Origin of the sequence: Beduini massiliensis (genome assembly GCF_000829905.1) — a bacterium.
GTDB classification, from domain to species: Bacteria; Bacillota_I; Bacilli_A; order Erysipelotrichales; family Coprobacillaceae; genus Beduini; species Beduini massiliensis.
Map to the genome: position 1 here is coordinate 151101 of NZ_CDPP01000002.1, position 18107 is coordinate 169207.

Below are 18107 nucleotides of genomic sequence, written 5' to 3' on the forward strand. Positions count from 1 at the left end.
TTATCCTGTTCTTCGCCAGATGTATATTGCGATATATAATGGGGAAATACTGTGAGTATGCCCTTGTCCGCCACCAACAGAAGTGGTATCTATACTACCTTGTGAGGTTGTGCCATTATGATAGGGCACTATATTTGAGCTACCTCCAGGCCAAGTCAATTCAACATCAAAAGAATGTCGATGTGGCGGTATTTGACTTATCGTCAATGCTGTTGATCCTGAGGTACTACTCCCCCCTGTAGCTCCACCACTATAGCTGCTGCCTGCTCCAATAATATAACGATTTTGTCCTACTAAAGACCACGTCCCACCTAAAAAAGTACTTGGATTCACATTATTGTAAGTTAAATATATAGAGTTCACCGGAAACATTTTTAGACGGTAATCTATTCCCCCAACAAATAAATTCTGATTAATATAGACATTGTTGTTAGGTAATACTGTTTGATTGCTTGAATTCATAGAAATGATTTCTCTTGGCGTTCCTCCTGTATCTTTAACTCTCAATCCTTGATTATTTGCAGCGACAAAATAGTTCTTACTCTCTATCATCCCTGATACTACTGTTGGTTTTCCTAATGTTATCTGTCCATTACTTGCTACTGTTCCTAAAGCAATCCCTGTCTTATCTTTTGTAATATTCATTGGTAATTCTGCTACGGCGATTGTTCCACTTATCGTTGTGCTTCCTAATAACTTATCTTGAACTGTCATCGTCAAATTATAGCTTTTCGAGATTGCATAGCTGTTTCCATACGTCACCCCTACTCCATTGACTGCATTACTGCTCACTGTTTCTGTCCCTATCTTGATTGTACTGCTGCTTACATTATTCCCCGCTATATTCGCAATCGTATAACTTGGTTTTATATAAATATAGGTTCCGCTTAATAAATCCTTTTTCCCTCCACTGTTTGACCGGTAGTACTCCCAACTGATCTGGGGCAAACTATATGCTGTATAAACAATTGCCTTTGTTACGGTAACACTTTGCCCTCGACTATCCGTTAACACTAAACTTGCCGTCATACTTCCTGTTTTATCTACGGTTCCAATTGTCACATTGCTCCCTGCACTCACATCATAACTTTTGCCATTGTAGCTCAGCTTAAAACTTCTTACTGTTGCTTTCTTCTTGAGACTATAAGTAGGAATTGTGATTACCAAAGAGGATTTATTCTGTATAATCATTTGATTATTACCTGTTACATTAGTCACCGCACTGTTTCCATCATAATAGGTTAAAGCGCCTAATGTTGGGATGAGGTTCGTTAAACTCCCTATCGCTGTCTTTTCATGACTGCCTATTGTATAACTGCCATAAGTCGTGGTTAACACTGCCGTAAAGGTTCCACTGGCACTATTCTTCATCGCTTCATATAAGGCGTTCATTTTACTGCTGTCTGAGACTGTCACACTATTACTGTAAGCTCCGCTATATAATACCAGACTCCCATATTTGATCGTTAAACTATGTCCATAGTAACTCCAATATGTGGTCTTGCTTAACGTAAAACTTACGCTATTATCTATACTCCCCACACTCATTCCACTTAATACACTTACTGACGGTTTCACAAAGGTTTTGATTGATTCAGAAGACTCTCCTAGTTTTATTGAGCCGGAGTAGGTTTCGATCACAAACCCTAAATTAGCACTTGTCTTTCCATTCTTACATAAATAATCAGTGAGATATTTTTGTTTTTCTGCACTTAAAGTCTTACTTGCCCCAGAGGTGTAATTATTATAGGTTTCAAGAGCCACAACATTAGGAATGGATACCCTTAATTTATAATTAAAACTACTGGAATAGGAAGTAAATCCTACATTAAAGGTACTATAGATATTGGAATAACCGACAGAAGTAATAGGAGCTGCACGGGGAATGGTAGGACAGGTAAAAGATCCATTACTGCTGAGTGCGCCTACATAAGGAAGATTATCTGCATTATAGTAACATTGATAACTTAACGTTTTTGTTCCATCCGAATTATGGTAAACTCTAAAGTCTTTCGTAGTCAGATAAGTACGACTGCCGGTACCATAAGAACCGACACTGAAATCTTGTCTTTGTCCATCGACGACGATATATCCATATGTTGTATAATTATTCCAAGCTCCACCACTGTCTCGATCAAAGTAAAGATCCACTCGCACAATAGAATAGTTTTCTGTTGTACTTTGTGAAGTTGTATATACTGCTTGACTAAGCCAATAACTCATTATTTTTCCTCCTTTTTATAGAAAAAGAATCCCAGATGCGTGATTCTTCATAAATTTTATTATTTTAATTTTATGTAGTTCTACGCCAAATATATATTGCAATATACAATGGAGAGATACTATGTGTATGTCCTTGACTGCCACCAGTTGCATCCCCATTCTGAGAAGTTCCATAAGTTGTTGCAACACTTTTTCCACCACGAATCCATAATTCAGACAGACCATTTGTGGGAATACCCGAATCATTTGCAAACACCGCTGTTTTATGAGTATGACTTGGAATTTGATTAATTGTTAGAGTTGTTTGTCCTGAAACTCCACTCCCACCTGTTGCTCCACCCAAATAAGTATTTCCTGCACCAATAATATAGCGATTTTGACCTATTAAAGACCATGTTCCACCTAAAAAAGTTCCAGGGTTTATATTCGTATATGTAAAATAAACCGAATTAATTGGAAAAGCCTTATTTAATGTCAAAATCCTATCGCCATTAATATTGGCATTACCTGCTAACTCGAAATATTGAGTTCCTGCATACAATCGTAAAGATCGATTCGTCGTGCTATCATAAAAATCTATACCATAATGACGTTTCCCCGAATTATCTTTACCCACAATAACACTATGTTGACTATTGCTGTTATTGATGATTTGAGTTAATGCACCAACAGCAGGAGTATTCCAACTTCCACAATTAAAAGAACCAGAAGATATCATTTCTTTTTCCACTTTTAAACTACCAACTATCTCCGTGCTTTTTCCTAAACGTATTGTATTTTCTATTGCTTTTGTACCAAAAGCTATCCCTGTCTTATCTTTTGTAATATTCATTGGTAATTCTGCTACGGCGATTGTTCCACTTATCGTTGTGCTTCCTAATAACTTATCTTGAACTGTCATCGTCAAATTATAGCTTTTCGAGATTGCATAGCTGTTTCCATACGTCACCCCTACTCCATTGACTGCATTACTGCTCACTGTTTCTGTCCCTATCTTGATTGTACTGCTGCTTACATTATTCCCCGCTATATTCGCAATCGTATAACTTGGTTTTATATAAATATAGGTTCCGCTTAATAAATCCTTTTTCCCTCCACTGTTTGACCGGTAGTACTCCCAACTGATCTGGGGCAAACTATATGCTGTATAAACAATTGCCTTTGTTACGGTAACACTTTGCCCTCGACTATCCGTTAACACTAAACTTGCCGTCATACTTCCTGTTTTATCTACGGTTCCAATTGTCACATTGCTCCCTGCACTCACATCATAACTTTTGCCATTGTAGCTCAGCTTAAAACTTCTTACTGTTGCTTTCTTCTTGAGACTATAAGTAGGAATTGTGATTACCAAAGAGGATTTATTCTGTATAATCATTTGATTATTACCTGTTACATTAGTCACCGCACTGTTTCCATCATAATAGGTTAAAGCGCCTAATGTTGGGATGAGGTTCGTTAAACTCCCTATCGCTGTCTTTTCATGACTGCCTATTGTATAACTGCCATAAGTCGTGGTTAACACTGCCGTAAAGGTTCCACTGGCACTATTCTTCATCGCTTCATATAAGGCGTTCATTTTACTGCTGTCTGAGACTGTCACACTATTACTGTAAGCTCCGCTATATAATACCAGACTCCCATATTTGATCGTTAAACTATGTCCATAGTAACTCCAATATGTGGTCTTGCTTAACGTAAAACTTACGCTATTATCTATACTCCCCACACTCATTCCACTTAATACACTTACTGACGGTTTCACAAAGGTTTTGATTGATTCAGAAGACTCTCCTAGTTTTATTGAGCCGGAGTAGGTTTCGATCACAAACCCTAAATTAGCACTTGTCTTTCCATTCTTACATAAATAATCAGTGAGATATTTTTGTTTTTCTGCACTTAAAGTCTTACTTGCCCCAGAGGTGTAATTATTATAGGTTTCAAGAGCCACAACATTAGGAATGGATACCCTTAATTTATAATTAAAACTACTGGAATAGGAAGTAAATCCTACATTAAAGGTACTATAGATATTGGAATAACCGACAGAAGTAATAGGAGCTGCACGGGGAATGGTAGGACAGGTAAAAGATCCATTACTGCTGAGTGCGCCTACATAAGGAAGATTATCTGCATTATAGTAACATTGATAACTTAACGTTTTTGTTCCATCCGAATTATGGTAAACTCTAAAGTCTTTCGTAGTCAGATAAGTACGACTGCCGGTACCATAAGAACCGACACTGAAATCTTGTCTTTGTCCATCGACAATGATATATCCATACGTTGTATAATTATTCCAGGCCCCACCACTGTCTCGATCAAAGTAAAGATCCACTCGTACAATAGAATAGTTTTCTGTTGTACTTTGTGAAGTTGTATATATATTTGGACTTATCCAATAACTCATTGTTTTTCCTCCTTTCTTTCATTAAAGGAAGGCAAATAGCCTTCCTATTGTAAAACAAAACCAATATCATTATCATAACGTAAAGTATAATCCCCAATTTGCAGACTCTGTACAACCACTACCTGCTCAATATAAAGGCGCTTATTACTGATATATGCAACACGTGTTTTTCCATCATAAAAGCCTAATTCTGTATCCGATAAAATCATCTCAAAACTATTATCCGATTTACTAATATGAAGCCCTTGTTCATCAAACTTAAAGTAAGTTTTCATTTCATTCATCAATGCTTCATCCGATGCTAATCCAGAAGTAATTTCACTAATTTTCTCAATACTGAATTGAATATTTGTTGCATTCTGTTCTATCTTTGAAGAAACTTCTGACATTTGAGACCCAAGCTCTGATTCTACCCTCTCTACATTTTTTACAGTAGAATTAATCGCATTACTTAATATAGTAAAGTTTGCAGTGCTGCTTTTCTCCGTTGTTATATAGACATTTTCAGCCGTATCACGTAATGGCGTTTCATCATTTATCGGTGCCCATGATTTTAGAAAAGTATAATATTTTTTCAATTGCCCGGTATTGCTATCTAACCACAAACAAGATGTATCTGTTGGTTCACCGTCTTGTTCAAGAACAGTGCGATAGTCTTTCATTTTAGTCCAGACGAATGCGGATAAATCTGAATAAATCTTATTCCCATCCTCATCAATCGTATAGGGCGGCTCTTTTTCAATCTGCATATTTGCAATACCAATAAACTGTTTGCCTAATGGATTTGGACTTAATCCGTCACCTAAATCATTATCCGCATAATAAACCCAGGTATAGTAAATCTTATCTCCTATACTTACTTCTTCTTGATTTTGATAACTGGTAAATTCTATCGTCTTTGATATAGATGAATAATGATATTTTACAGACACTATATATCCTATTTTTTTTATTTCCGAAGTCATTTTATTTGTTGTTACCATTAAAACACCATCTTGCTGTATCTCCGTTTCATCTAACTCACCATTTATTTTCTGCCATACTATATCACAGTCTGATAAGGGAATTTGTTTATAATGATCCATAACTACTGGCGTTAAAACTAAATTCCCAGTTTCACTCCAATCTGGACTGTAAACGCCATTATCATACCCCTGATAATTTGGCTGATTAGTATTAATATAGACTTGAAGATTTGAAATATCCGTTTCATCAGTTACCAATGCATAATTACTCATACATGAACCATAGGGGGTCGTAGCAACACAATAAAAATTTGCATATAGAGCAATATCTTCGGAATTTATCTCAATTACTTTGTTATTCAGTTGAAGATCATCCCATTTAATATCTGCATCACGATTTTCACTTACTCGATGCCATTTTATAGATTCATTCCCCAATGTTGAGGTAATATCTTGACCATTTAAAATAATTTTGGCATTCAATGAAACAGATGGATTTTTATTTGTGATTGCAATCTGTGACTGTTCAATAGAAATATCAAGATTATCAACCTGAATATTCTCTATTGTTTTCTCAATATTCTCTATAGATGATACAATTTCACCTTTTATTTTATCTACTTTTAATTCAGTTCTAAGCAATTTACTTTCAATACTGCTTGCTATTGAATAATTGATTTCTGCTCGAGACAGCGCTGGTGATGAAATAAAGCTTGCCACACCACCATTAAAATCAATATTATGATTCATAATGACCGCATCAATCTCTTCTCTCTTATTTGTTTCAACCTTAACAATATCTCCCGGATCTAAATGAAATAAACCCTGGCTATTAATTGTAAGAGGCTGATAGGTAAAATCTTTTATTCGATTCCAAATAGGAAGACGTGTTTGAACTCTATCGATATCCAAAATCGGATTATTACTGATTTTCAACTCAAGTAGCCCATTTTTTTCAATACTTTCCGCATCTTGAATATAAACATTATCATTTTGCGGGTCACGAGCAAGAACTAAAGAGTTTATAGGTCCATAAGATTCAGTTAAAACAGGATATTCCAATTGGTTACTTATTCTAATATTAAAATCAACTGGACAAAACCATTTCAGTTCAAGTTGATTTTCACGATTAATATGAGCAAATGAACAAGATGCTTGCGCAACTGCTGATACAACATCAAAACATGTTGCTTCATAGCCGAAGAAAATCTCTTTATCTATAAGTATATCTTTATTAGGAAAATCTGATGTAAATAGTTCTACACCAGATTGAATACACACTTTTTCTAATAAATCCAACGCAGTAATAGGATAAACAATTTCAGAAGGATCAAATGGAATATTAAACAGCATTTTTGAGTCCATTATTTTATATTCATAATCACTTATTTTTTCATAGATAAAGAACTTTCCCAACGGAACATATTCATAATTATTATTACAGTACACTCCCATAAAAATATCGATAGACTTATTCTCTAATGACAAAACGGTTTTAACATCCAATTTGAGTATGCCGCTTTTTGCAATAAAAGTTCCTATAAAACTTTCTGTTTCTTCACTATAGATATTGTCATCCAGTGTTAACCCTTGAGGGTAATAAATTTTATTTTCATAAATAAAGTAGCACTTTATCTTTCGAGCATTATTTCTAATCGCTTTTTTAAATTCCTCTGAAACTAAATACATATTTAATCATACCTTTCATTAGAATTTAAAATAAATTCCATATTCTGATAATAATCCATTAGTCCTGGCATTAATGTCTTTTTAGGATCAATACAATAGCAATCTAATGTTTTATATTGATCTGTTTCACTATCAAGAAATCTAACATTAATATTTGGTTCTTTTAAAATATTTAAAATTTGCATCCCATCTTGTCGAGAGATTATTCCAAGTGTAACAGTAATACTCATAACACGCCCTAAAATATCACGGGTCATCGTTAAATTGGGTGTCCTACCTGAATTATCTCCATCTTGAATAGAAGCAAGATCATTAAAACTAACAATAGACTTAATTTCTTTATTGTTCAAGTATAGTAATGGTCTGTACATTTTTCTACCCTCCTATCATTTGTCTTTCTCTTTTAGCATTGTCTAATAAAACAGATAATTTTTTAGAATCAATATTGACTTTCAAATGAAGATTCTTAACTGCTTGGATTAATTCTTCAATAAGGGATATAAGTTGATCCAAGCCATCAAGTGACTGTCTACTTTGCTGCATTTTTAATGCTGTATTAATCATGTCCACCATTTTATCTTCTGGTGCAATAATTTCACCCTGATGGCGATTATCTCCAACAACTGCTAATTGAGGCTGATTTGCCTTAATATATCCTCCTTGAGCTAACAATGGTATTGCCGGTATATTTACTCTAAAAGATTGTCCACCTAAAAATGGTACCCAATCAGGAATATCAAAACCAAAACCATTAACATTGGAAATAGCACCATTAATAAGACTAATCACCGCATTAACGGGTATTTTAAAAATCCCTGAAATAGTTCCTACTACTCCTTCAAAAATTCCCACAATACCTTGCCATGCTTGTTCCCAGTCTCCACTAAATACCCCACTGACAAAATCAATAATTCCTTGAAGTATCCCTTTTACACCATCTAACGCTTCACTAATAGGAGAAGCAATACCTTTAATAACACTTACGACTGCTGTAAATACTACATCAAACTTAGCAAAGAATTTATCAACTAAAAATGATACTAAAACGCCTAATACACTCATGAACATATCAAAAATGGGTCTGGCAATATCCCAAAACCATTGAACGGCTCCTCTTATTCCATCAAAAACAGTCTTAAAAATTGGTAAAAAATGTTCCGCCAACACACCAATAACAATATTTGCAGCTTCCATAAACCCATTCAGATACCCGACAATCTTGTCTATAATCGGTATTGCTATTGCTAAAAGAGCATCCCATACTGTTGTAAAGTTGGGCAGGAAAATATTTAGTAACAAATCAATAAATGGAGCTACCGCATTATTCCAGATACTCAATACAAGTTCAATAATTTGTAAAACAAAGACAGAAACATTTTCAATCAGCACCGCCAAACCGTTATTCCATAAATACTCGAAACCAAGCATTACACTCTCAATCATCGGTTGAATTCCAACAGACCAAATCGTCTCTATGATCATAATAATATTACTAATTGCAACTTGTATATGTTCCGCAATGGCATCAAACATCCCATTCATTAATTCTCTAAAGCTTTCGCTTGTAGTATAAAGATATAAAAATCCGGCTGCTAATCCCATAATTGCAAGTAATGTTAGACCCACTGATGAAAATACAACATTAAATGCCGGAGTGAGTCCATTGATTAGTGTTGTCGATAAACTTTGCAATGTGGGAATTAATCCATTAGTGGTAATTGAAGTATAAAGGTTAAGAAGTTGATTACCAAAGGCTTGTATAGTTTCTGAATTCTTTATTGTATCGAAAGCACCTTGTACACCACTTATAGCATCTTTAAAATTATTAAACATCTCCTTAAAAGAATCAAAGTTTGCAATTAATGGGGCAAAACCATCGATAAAACCTTGAACTGGCTCTAAAATTGCTTCCAACTTCTCAAGAAGCATATCCTTTCCACTATCAAAAGGTCCAAGTAAAGTGGTCAGAATATTTTCTCCCGCAGTAAAGAAAGAATTAATATTACCCATAATCCCTGAAATGAGCCCCCCTGTTACTTTCTCTCCTGTATTTGTAAATTGTTCCTCGGGGATAGTATCAATAGCACTATTTATTGTCGTAGTAATATTCGTAGAAATTTCTCCGACATTGTTTGATAGATCCAACTGTCCAATAATGTCATTTTTTATGTCACCTAAATCAAGATGAATACTTCCTTCTAAATTAGATTGCAAAGACTGAGAAAATTCTGTAGCAAAAGTAGGAATTAGTTTTAATAATTGATCAAAGGATGTCATAATGCCATCAATATTCAAATTAGCATCTAAATGAATATCACCAAACTGGTTAAATAAATCCCCAATATTTGAATTTAATTGGATATCTACACTCGTTGGTAAATTCAATACTTCCTGTCTAATCGCAGCAAGCGTTAATTGAAACTGCTTTGCCTGTTCAATAGAGGGACTAAATTGAATCGATGGGCCCTTAATATCTCCTCCAGGTTTAAAATCTGGTGGAGTTGTTTCTTCAGCACTTCCAAAAGATAATTTATTGATAGTATCCACTTTTGCAAATGCTTTTTTAACTTTTTTAACAGTATTATCCGCAAGTTTCCCAGTATTTATGATTCCTATACTCATATTGCGATTCATCTGCGGAAACAACGTACTGACAATTCGTTCACTTCGTGCTAATGATTTTTCCAAATCTTGACATGATTTAACAAATGTGCTGACTTCTGTAATTTTAAGATTTGCTTTTGCTATTTTATTCATTTTTTGAAAATTTTTTTCAAAAATCTTAACCATATTTCCTGTTGCTTTTGACATTAACTTCTGCGAATTTTTTAATATATTATTAAATTGACGATTAAAAACTTTATCATTAACAATAAGTTCAATTGCTAATTCATTTTTATTCATTGCCATTTTTTATCACCTCCCTATGATAAGTTTTTAAACATATTTTTAAATTCTTCAATGATACTTGTATAATCCTGTGAGGTTATCTCTTTGCTTTTACGTTGCAACCATTCATTCCGTATCCTTTTTTGTTCAACAGTATAGTTTTTTATAATCTTGCGATCCGTTTCACTACGTATCTTAACAATACTCCCTAAAGGAGTTTCAGGCATAATACCACTTAAATATGAACAAAATTCATTCCACGGCATATCGTTTATTTTGCGTAAACGGATACCATATTGCGATAAAAAACTTGCTTCAATCAACGGCCAATCATCAATAATATCATAGAAGTCATTATTTGTTTGCTTGTTGTTGAAACCGACTTTCAATCACATCGATATCTTCATCATTTACACACGCAACTAAAGCATAAAAAATTGTCATATATTGACTCAAACCATATTCAGCTGCTTCAATTTCTTTTAATGCTTTTTTGCCTAGAAGAATAGAAATTACTCTGTCTACCATGTCCATCTCTGATACATTTTCTTTTTTTAATTCCTGATTCATTAATAATACATTTGATTTTTCATCATTTACTTTGTACACAACTCCATTAATTGTGATAGTGGGTCTTTCACTAGTTAATTTGTTTGATAGATCAATATGTCTTGGCATAATTTTTATTTGGTGTATGTATTTTCATACACGCTTCCTTTCTATTATTTTTTGTGAATTAAAAAGAGGGAATAAAAACCCTCTTAAGTTTTATTGTTCCGTAAAAATTGGCTTTCCATTACTCATTACATCAAATTCTAACGGTGCTACCCCTGTTGAGTCTCCTGCACCAATATTCGTTACATTAATTACAGCTTTCTCTAAAAGTACTTTAGAACCATCTGGAAATGTCCAAGCAAATGGAACTTCCACATCTCTGCCATTTTTATTGAATAATGATGCAATATAATCATTACCCGCATCACCAATACTGCGTTTTCCAGTTACTGTGATTGTTAATGCTTTTGATGTCATTAATCGTTTTGTCCATCCTTCTGATTCAAATGGGGTCCATTCTTCTACCCCATTATCAAATGCTACACTGAAAGATTCCATATCTGCAATAGGACTCATTACTGCCTCTGTTTCTGGTTCAGTAGTAGCAGATTTTGTTTGTACTTCAAATTGGTTTTCATAACATGGATATACTCCTGTTCTTTTTTCCATCTTTATTTCCTTCTTTCTATCATTTATTAAATATCTTTCACATTATTTAATTTTTCTAATTGAAGAATAGAATCTAATAACTGAATGGGGATTCCATTTTTCCATAGTTCTATAATCAATTGGTTTTTAAAGTTGAGATTTTCAATTTCTTTTTGTGACAAAGTTAGCTTGCGTTGTAATGTGTCAATTTCTTTTACGCATAGGGCTCTTTTATTATTTTTATATAAATAGTAGCGCCTGATCGTACAATTTAACGCTTCTTCTGATAGACCTTCATCTTTAAAAAACTGATAAACTATTCTTTTTGTGATACTGTTTGTCCTACTTTCTATAATTTTAGTAAGCAAAGCAAACTTGTTTTTTTCTTTTTCTATTGTTGATATAATTGGATCCATTTAATACCTCCGTCTATGGGCAGCTGTCCTACACGCACCTTTTAGAGCCATGTCGTGTTTGGGCTTTACTTAACTTATCTTTCGACACTACTATATTAACAGTTATAAAGTTGTAATGTGTTGGACAGTTTAAAAATCTAATTTCTGAATTATTTTTTTATGACATTTATGAACGTAAGATTTATCATTATAATGCATTTTGTCTGCAATCTTTTGAAACGTATAGCCATAAATATAGCGATACCGTAATATCTGCTGTTCTTGAATATCATCAAGCTGCTGAATTTTTTGTTCTACATTTTTTAATGTTTGATTGTACTCATTTAATTTTAAAGTTATTTGTTCTTGTAAAAAATCTGTTTCTGATATCAAATGATGCAGTGGTGAATGCCCAGCATTGCTGTTATTTATTGTGATATGAAGAATGCCACTATTTATTTTACTTTTTTTATATTCAATTAGTTCGAGCTGTTCTTTTAAATCTTTGCATTCTTTTTTTAAATATTGAAAAGATTTTAAATAATTGATTTTTTCATCATACGTCATATTATTCTCCTTTATTTGTTGATTTTAAGTCAACTATTGTAGCAAAAAAAATTATGTCTCTTGTTTTATCTGATAGCTTTAATATCTGCTGAATCGCATTAATTTCTATAGATTTAAATTCATTTTTATTATTTATCTTTCTACTTAAAGCAGATACCGAAATATTCAACTGATCTGCTAGCTTCTGCAATGTAAAATGTTTTTCACGCAGACATTGTTTGAGTAATTCTGTGTTTGTCATTTTTCCCTCCTTGTTGATTTATAGTTTACATTAAAATCATACACTTGTGTATCTTAATTGTCAACAGAATTTGTTTTTTTACATAATTGTTGAATATAAATCAACAAAATGGTATAATGTAAGCGATGAAAGAGGTGTCTAATATGGGTATAGGTGATAGAATACGTACAAAAAGAATAGAATTAGGATTGTCTCAAGAAGAATTAGCTAAAAAAACCGGCTATACTTCACGTGCCGCCATTAACAAAATAGAAAAGGGAGTAAATGATATTACACAATCTAAAGTGAAAGTATTTGCAGAAGCATTAAATACTACTCCCGCCTATTTGATGGATTGGCAAATTAAAGAAAGTTTATACGGCGATCATGCAGCTAACCTAGAATATTTTGCCAACGATCCTGACTTATTGGAAACATACAAGCATATCGTAGAAAACGATAATCTAAAGCTATTATTTGATTCAGCCAAAGATTTAAGTCCGGAAGATTTAGAACCGGTATTAATTTTGATTGATGGTATAAGAAAACAGAAATGCCTGAAATGAGTATTTCCCAAATTAACATTATATAATAATCCCAGAGGTTTCTATCGGGAGGTTTAATATGAACGAATTTGAGGAATTTTGCTGCAGTCATAACATTGTAATCCGTTATAATCAGCAGCTAACCAGTAAAGTACGTGGGTTTTGTTACTATGATGGATATGAGTATAACGTTTTTATCAACCAAAAGCTGGCTTTACAGCAACAAAAAAAATCGACGATTCATGAATTGATTCACATCTTTAATAATCATTTCAATTGTGATCCTAACTATTCTTCACAGTGTGAACAAGAAGTAAAACAAATTATAAAAAAAATGAATCAATTTTATGAAGTATATGAATAGCCCCTGTCAATTGACAAGGGCTTTTACTTAAATCTTTTTTCCCATCTCATAAGCTTCTTTATAAGACGGATGTAATAAAGCATCCCCTTTGTGGAATGCCCCTAAACCATAAATAATGCCTCCCTCTTCTACGGTACGTAATACTTGAATAAACCCTCTGAAACTTTCTACTGTCCCCGTCATCTGCTCAATATCCGGAGATCCGCTCGTTAAGATCAGATAAGCTTTTTTTCTCGTAGCACTATCACGTACTTCATATTCTCTGGCAAACATTCGATCAATTAACGTTTTTAATTGTCCGGATAAACTATAGAAATAAACTGGAGTTGCCATCACAAAAACATCTGCTTCAATGATTTTATCTATAATCTGATTCGCGTCATCTTTTTGTATACAAACATGATCATGCTGACGGCAATACTCACACGCTAAACAAAATCCGATATGATAATCGTTCAGATTTACCATTTCAACACTATGACCTGCCTCTTTTGCTCCTTTTGCAAATTGTTCACATAAAATTTCACTGTTTCCTTTTCTTCTTGGACTTGACGATAAAATAATAACCTTCATAATGTTCTCCTTAAATCAATCGATTTTTTCTTAAATAATCCTTAACACTTTGTCTGGCATTCCTAACAGCCGAACCTCGAATAGCCAATCCTTTTAATAATTTACTATTCAAACATGTCTTCTGAAGATCTTGCTCACTTCTTCCCATTCCACTTCCTTCATGTGTACAGAATGGGATAATCGTTTTATGGCTGCAATCTATGCTTTCTAAAAATGTAAAACATGGCATTGGCATCGTTCCCCACCAATTAGGATAGCCGATAACAATCACATCATAGTCTTTCAAATCCGGAATTTGATGAACTAAACTCGGTCTAGTCTGTGCATTTAATTCTGCCTTTGCCTCCTCCACTACGATATTGTAATGACTTGAATAGGCATGTTGTGCTTTTATTTCATATAAATCCCCTTTCAATGCTTCAGCAAACTCCCTAGCAATAACTTCTGTATTCCCTGAGTGGGAAAAATAAGCAACTAATGTTTTAGACATCTCTATTTCCTCCTATTTAATCTTAAATAATGTACGCTGCATTTGACTCAATACCACACAGATCATTTGAATCAGCGCACTAATAAAGAAAACATTCACATAACCTGTTTTCATCGCAACCACTCCCCATACAATTGAACCCATCGCATAACCAATATCCATCGAACTATAATAAAGAGCATTAGCAATACCACTTTTATTAACCGGCATATTTTGAATCATAAAGGTATTTATAATAGGTGAAATAGCTCCTATAGAAAAACCTGCCGGTAAAGCCATGACAAGCATCTGCCACATTGCTGTCACTTTTGATAATAAGAAAACACTTATAAAAAAGACTGCCGAGTTAATCAGAATCATCTTAAATGGACCAAACTTTTTTACCAATGGATTCATTACCAAACGAGAAGCAATCATGCCAACCGCATTAACGGAGAAGAAAGACCCGGCTCCGACAAAACCTAAACTGATTGCATATAAAGAAACAAAAGAAGTGATTGCACTTTGAGTCAGTGAATTCATGAACAAAATGACTACCGGTAAACATAAAATACCCCAGTTGATTTTTTCATGTTTCTCGTTTGCAGATGAACTGCCGATCATTTTTTGAGATGCATCTTTACCTAAAAGCATCAGTAAAAAGGTTCCGACGGCAAGGAGCGTTGCCACAATAAACAATAATTCAAACTGATCATAGTGTTCTCCTATCAAGGCATAAGCCAAAGAGGGACCGATAACCCCTGTTAACGAATTGGCAATAGCGGCATAACCCACTCCTTGTAAAAGTCGATTAGGATGACACATCTTTGTCACGTAGGTGCTTGCCCCGGTGGAAGCAATCCCAAATCCAAGTCCTTGAATAGCGCGATAGATCAAAGCCGCAGTAATATGATCACAGCGAATAAATAAGAAAGATGCTATAATCATCAGCATGATTCCACTTAAGATCACACGTTTACAATTCAATTTATCCAGCAGTACCCCTGCAGCAAAGCGTACAGATAAAGCCGCAATCGTAAAAACCGATGTCATTAATCCCGCATAAGTGTCTAAACCGGTTAGATTTTTTGCGAAAATCGTTAATACTGACAGTAAAATATTTGAACATAAACAAATGCCAAATAAGATGCTTACTGCCAATATATATTTTTTTGTCCATAATTTTTCTTCCATCATATCCCCCATTTATTATCGAGTATTTCGCTCCCGCTAATTAAAGGATACATTTTGGAGTTAACTCCAAGTCAATACTTAAATTGAGAAAAGATGAAATAATATAAAAAAACCTTATAAACCGTTTATTGTTTATAAGGTATTCGTTTATTTTTCTAATAACTCATGCAAGCGATCAGCATATTCACTGTCTGCTGCATTTTTTGCTTCCGATGTATTTTTAAATTTATTCACAGCGGTTGTTGAACGAACGATGGATTGCAGTGTTCCCGCTCCTGCAACACAGCCGCCAGGACATGCCATTCCTTCAAGCAGATATCCGTCATATTTTCCTGCCTTGGCATCTTTAAGCATCTTGCGGCAATTCTGCAAACTTTCTTCAGCGTGAACTTTGACTTCACGGTCAGGGTGGGTCTTATGGATACAATCGACAACTGCCTGAGCGACTCCTCCACTTACCGCAAAGCCACGTCCGGCTGCAGTTGCTTGAGTAAAAGGATCTTGTTCGACTAATTGATCCAGATGAATATTTTTTGCTTCAAACATCCCCATGATTTCTTCAAAGGTTAAAACAAAATCAACATCACTTCTCACCGACTTACGTGAAGCTTCGAGTTTCTTTGCCGCACAAGGTCCTACGAATACGACTTTGCAGTCCGGATGATCTTTTTTGATCATTCTTGCGGTTAAGACCATTGGTGTTAATGCCATTGAAATGTAGGGTTTAAATTCAGGGAACAGCTTTTTTGCCATCACTGACCATGCAGGACAACATGAGGTCGCCATAAAGGGTTGTTTCGCCGGTACTTTTTCTAAAAAATCTTCCGCTTCATCCAGTGTACACAAATCAGCTCCCACAGCTACCTCTACCACATCAGCAAATCCCAACTGACGCATCGCTCCCTTTAGTTTTTCCGGAGTGACTTTTGGTCCAAACTGTCCAACAAATGCCGGAGCAACTGCCGCAATAACCTTATCGCCCTTTTTGATAGATGTAATTAACTGAAAGATTTGTCCTTTATCACTGATGGCTCCGAATGGGCAGTTCACTAAACACATTCCGCATGAAACACATTTCTCATAATCGATATCCGCATGACCGTTGGCATCCGTTTTGATTGCATCCATTCCACAAGCTTTTGCACAAGGACGCTGTAATTTAATAATCGCATCATACGAACAAGCCTTCATGCATAGACCGCACTTAATACACTTTTCCTGATCAATCACACTTTTTCCGTCTACGATACTGATTGCATTCTTAGGGCAGACTTCTTTACATGAGCGCGCTAAACAACCTTGACAAGCGTTCGTCACTGTCACCTGATTATCAGGGCAGGCATGACAAGCAAATTTAATAATATTAATAAGCGGAGGTTCATAATATTTCTCTGCCACAATACTTTCACTTACTCCGGTTGTCAAAGGGGCGTGCTGGTCAATAGGGCGTAATGGCAGACCCATCGCTAAACGTAGACGTTCTCCTACGATTGCCCTTTCCAAAAAGACACTGCCACGGTATGTTCCGATTTCACCGGGAATAATTTTATATGGAATTTCTTCCAAATCATGATAATTGCCATTGTAAGCCATTCTTGCTATTTCAGTAAAAATCTTTCTGCGAATATCCGTAATGGATGAATAAACCCCTCTCATACATTTCTCTCCTTTATTTCATTTTTTTAATACTAACAAAATTAAATGCAATCATTGCTGCATCTAATAATATAGTAATGCCGACAATTCTTACCGCTGTATCCGATAGCTTTCCAAAATAAATACCAAACAGCATCAACAGCAGCGCCACAATCATTAATACTGCAGAAAATATCAAACTTTTTTTGGATTTCATTTTTCTTCCTCATTTCTTTTGTAACGCATATAAAGTAAAGGAAACGGATTCCCTTGATCGTCACATTCACTTCTTCTTTCAACCATAAATCCCATATGTTCATAAAATCCTTTAGCCTGAGGATTCTGTTCATTTACTGTCAAACAATCTACCCCTTCATGTAAGATTGCATATTCCAACAATTTTTTACCAATTCCCTGTCCACGTTCTTTACTAGAAATAAACAGCATTTCCAGACTATTTTGATCAATCCCCATAAAACCGATAATCGATCCCTCTTTTTTTGCTGTGATTAAGGTCGGAACATGGAGCAATGCCTCAGGTACATACTCTGCAATGCGTAAGATATCCTCTTCTTTTAAAAACAAATGTGTTGCTCGAACTGAACTTTCCCAAATATGCATTAATTGATTGATTATCGCAGTATCTCGATGACTTAATTTTTCTATTTCCATTTTTACACCTTATTCTTTACTTTCTAATCTTATTTTACTACTCAGCTATGCATATGAAAAGTTAATTTTCTGTTATAAAATAAAAAGATAGAAC

19 protein-coding genes are annotated in these 18107 nt (G+C 34.6%); 2 read left to right on the forward strand and 17 right to left on the reverse strand.

The window, feature by feature from the left end:
• The 11 genes from BN1225_RS00745 to BN1225_RS00795 form a co-directional block, all read right to left on the reverse strand.
• The gene (locus BN1225_RS00745; protein ID WP_041137919.1) at window positions 1–2223 is read right to left on the reverse strand and encodes a phage baseplate protein; all 2223 of its coding nucleotides are present in this window, start codon (window positions 2221–2223) and stop codon (window positions 1–3) included.
• 70 nt (window positions 2224–2293) lie between these two features.
• Window positions 2294–4633: a phage baseplate protein gene (locus BN1225_RS00750; RefSeq protein WP_041137920.1), complete on the reverse strand. Its 2340-nt coding sequence runs from the start codon at window positions 4631–4633 to the stop codon at window positions 2294–2296.
• A 44-nt stretch (window positions 4634–4677) separates the two neighbouring features.
• Window positions 4678–7287 (reverse strand): hypothetical protein, encoded by a 2610-nt coding sequence (locus tag BN1225_RS00755; RefSeq protein ID WP_041137921.1) that lies wholly within the window; start codon window positions 7285–7287, stop codon window positions 4678–4680.
• A 2-nt stretch (window positions 7288–7289) separates the two neighbouring features.
• Window positions 7290–7658: a hypothetical protein gene (locus BN1225_RS00760; protein ID WP_041137922.1), complete on the reverse strand. Its 369-nt coding sequence runs from the start codon at window positions 7656–7658 to the stop codon at window positions 7290–7292.
• A 4-nt stretch (window positions 7659–7662) separates the two neighbouring features.
• Entirely contained in the window at window positions 7663–10197 is a 2535-nt protein-coding gene (locus tag BN1225_RS13945; RefSeq protein ID WP_052466168.1) for a phage tail protein, read from the reverse strand.
• A gap of 14 nt (window positions 10198–10211) precedes the next feature.
• Window positions 10212–10565, reverse strand: a complete 354-nt coding sequence (locus BN1225_RS00770) for a Gp15 family bacteriophage protein (protein WP_041137923.1) — start codon at window positions 10563–10565, stop codon at window positions 10212–10214.
• Window positions 10531–10854, reverse strand: coding sequence for a hypothetical protein (locus tag BN1225_RS00775; protein WP_041137924.1), 324 nt, complete (start codon window positions 10852–10854; stop codon window positions 10531–10533). The genes BN1225_RS00770 and BN1225_RS00775 overlap by 35 nt, the downstream gene beginning before the upstream one ends.
• A gap of 90 nt (window positions 10855–10944) precedes the next feature.
• Window positions 10945–11400 (reverse strand): phage tail tube protein, encoded by a 456-nt coding sequence (locus tag BN1225_RS00780; RefSeq protein ID WP_041137925.1) that lies wholly within the window; start codon window positions 11398–11400, stop codon window positions 10945–10947.
• Window positions 11401–11426: 26 nt separating this feature from the next.
• The gene (locus BN1225_RS00785) at window positions 11427–11795 is read right to left on the reverse strand and encodes a hypothetical protein (RefSeq protein WP_041137926.1); all 369 of its coding nucleotides are present in this window, start codon (window positions 11793–11795) and stop codon (window positions 11427–11429) included.
• A gap of 129 nt (window positions 11796–11924) precedes the next feature.
• Window positions 11925–12341: an RNA polymerase sigma factor sigma-70 region 4 domain-containing protein gene (locus tag BN1225_RS00790; RefSeq protein ID WP_041137927.1), complete on the reverse strand. Its 417-nt coding sequence runs from the start codon at window positions 12339–12341 to the stop codon at window positions 11925–11927.
• Window position 12342: 1 nt separating this feature from the next.
• On the reverse strand, window positions 12343–12582 hold the full coding sequence (locus tag BN1225_RS00795; protein ID WP_041137928.1) for a helix-turn-helix domain-containing protein: 240 nt from the start codon (window positions 12580–12582) through the stop codon (window positions 12343–12345).
• A gap of 143 nt (window positions 12583–12725) precedes the next feature.
• On the opposite strand from BN1225_RS00795, the gene BN1225_RS00800 reads away from it, so the two are divergent.
• Window positions 12726–13127: a helix-turn-helix domain-containing protein gene (locus BN1225_RS00800; RefSeq protein ID WP_041137929.1), complete on the forward strand. Its 402-nt coding sequence runs from the start codon at window positions 12726–12728 to the stop codon at window positions 13125–13127.
• A gap of 58 nt (window positions 13128–13185) precedes the next feature.
• A complete protein-coding gene (locus BN1225_RS00805; RefSeq protein ID WP_041137930.1) occupies window positions 13186–13470 on the forward strand; it encodes an ImmA/IrrE family metallo-endopeptidase in 285 nt (94 codons plus the stop codon).
• A gap of 27 nt (window positions 13471–13497) precedes the next feature.
• Here BN1225_RS00805 and BN1225_RS00810 read toward each other — a convergent pair whose 3' ends face one another.
• The 6 genes from BN1225_RS00810 to BN1225_RS00835 form a co-directional block, all read right to left on the reverse strand.
• A complete protein-coding gene (locus tag BN1225_RS00810; protein ID WP_041137931.1) occupies window positions 13498–14043 on the reverse strand; it encodes a flavodoxin family protein in 546 nt (181 codons plus the stop codon).
• A gap of 10 nt (window positions 14044–14053) precedes the next feature.
• Window positions 14054–14533, reverse strand: coding sequence for a flavodoxin (locus BN1225_RS00815; RefSeq protein WP_041137932.1), 480 nt, complete (start codon window positions 14531–14533; stop codon window positions 14054–14056).
• 12 nt (window positions 14534–14545) lie between these two features.
• On the reverse strand, window positions 14546–15706 hold the full coding sequence (locus BN1225_RS00820; protein WP_041137933.1) for an MFS transporter: 1161 nt from the start codon (window positions 15704–15706) through the stop codon (window positions 14546–14548).
• Window positions 15707–15853: 147 nt separating this feature from the next.
• The gene (locus tag BN1225_RS00825) at window positions 15854–17362 is read right to left on the reverse strand and encodes a 4Fe-4S dicluster domain-containing protein (protein WP_041137934.1); all 1509 of its coding nucleotides are present in this window, start codon (window positions 17360–17362) and stop codon (window positions 15854–15856) included.
• A gap of 13 nt (window positions 17363–17375) precedes the next feature.
• Window positions 17376–17558 carry a hypothetical protein gene (locus tag BN1225_RS00830; RefSeq protein WP_041137935.1) on the reverse strand — a complete coding sequence of 61 codons (183 nt, stop codon included), beginning with the start codon at window positions 17556–17558 and terminating at the stop codon, window positions 17376–17378.
• The gene (locus BN1225_RS00835) at window positions 17555–18013 is read right to left on the reverse strand and encodes a GNAT family N-acetyltransferase (RefSeq protein ID WP_041137936.1); all 459 of its coding nucleotides are present in this window, start codon (window positions 18011–18013) and stop codon (window positions 17555–17557) included. The genes BN1225_RS00830 and BN1225_RS00835 overlap by 4 nt, the downstream gene beginning before the upstream one ends.
• Window positions 18014–18107: the final 94 nt, after the last annotated feature.

Bases quoted from the DNA above. Each gene is read 5' to 3' on its own strand.
- BN1225_RS00825 (WP_041137934.1), bottom strand. From the start codon at position 17,362: ATGAGAGGGGTTTATTCATCCATTACGGATATTCGCAGAAAGATTTTT.
- BN1225_RS00790 (WP_041137927.1), bottom strand. From the start codon at position 12,341: ATGACGTATGATGAAAAAATCAATTATTTAAAATCTTTTCAATATTTA.
- BN1225_RS00780 (WP_041137925.1), bottom strand. From the start codon at position 11,400: ATGGAAAAAAGAACAGGAGTATATCCATGTTATGAAAACCAATTTGAA.
- BN1225_RS00830 (WP_041137935.1), bottom strand. From the start codon at position 17,558: ATGAAATCCAAAAAAAGTTTGATATTTTCTGCAGTATTAATGATTGTG.
- BN1225_RS00810 (WP_041137931.1), bottom strand. From the start codon at position 14,043: ATGAAGGTTATTATTTTATCGTCAAGTCCAAGAAGAAAAGGAAACAGT.
- BN1225_RS00760 (WP_041137922.1), bottom strand. From the start codon at position 7,658: ATGTACAGACCATTACTATACTTGAACAATAAAGAAATTAAGTCTATT.
- BN1225_RS00755 (WP_041137921.1), bottom strand. From the start codon at position 7,287: ATGTATTTAGTTTCAGAGGAATTTAAAAAAGCGATTAGAAATAATGCT.
- BN1225_RS00815 (WP_041137932.1), bottom strand. From the start codon at position 14,533: ATGTCTAAAACATTAGTTGCTTATTTTTCCCACTCAGGGAATACAGAA.
- BN1225_RS00805 (WP_041137930.1), top strand. From the start codon at position 13,186: ATGAACGAATTTGAGGAATTTTGCTGCAGTCATAACATTGTAATCCGT.
- BN1225_RS00800 (WP_041137929.1), top strand. From the start codon at position 12,726: ATGGGTATAGGTGATAGAATACGTACAAAAAGAATAGAATTAGGATTG.
- BN1225_RS00775 (WP_041137924.1), bottom strand. From the start codon at position 10,854: ATGCCAAGACATATTGATCTATCAAACAAATTAACTAGTGAAAGACCC.
- BN1225_RS00750 (WP_041137920.1), bottom strand. From the start codon at position 4,633: ATGAGTTATTGGATAAGTCCAAATATATATACAACTTCACAAAGTACA.
- BN1225_RS00785 (WP_041137926.1), bottom strand. From the start codon at position 11,795: ATGGATCCAATTATATCAACAATAGAAAAAGAAAAAAACAAGTTTGCT.
- BN1225_RS00835 (WP_041137936.1), bottom strand. From the start codon at position 18,013: ATGGAAATAGAAAAATTAAGTCATCGAGATACTGCGATAATCAATCAA.
- BN1225_RS00795 (WP_041137928.1), bottom strand. From the start codon at position 12,582: ATGACAAACACAGAATTACTCAAACAATGTCTGCGTGAAAAACATTTT.
- BN1225_RS00745 (WP_041137919.1), bottom strand. From the start codon at position 2,223: ATGAGTTATTGGCTTAGTCAAGCAGTATATACAACTTCACAAAGTACA.
- BN1225_RS13945 (WP_052466168.1), bottom strand. From the start codon at position 10,197: ATGGCAATGAATAAAAATGAATTAGCAATTGAACTTATTGTTAATGAT.
- BN1225_RS00820 (WP_041137933.1), bottom strand. From the start codon at position 15,706: ATGGAAGAAAAATTATGGACAAAAAAATATATATTGGCAGTAAGCATC.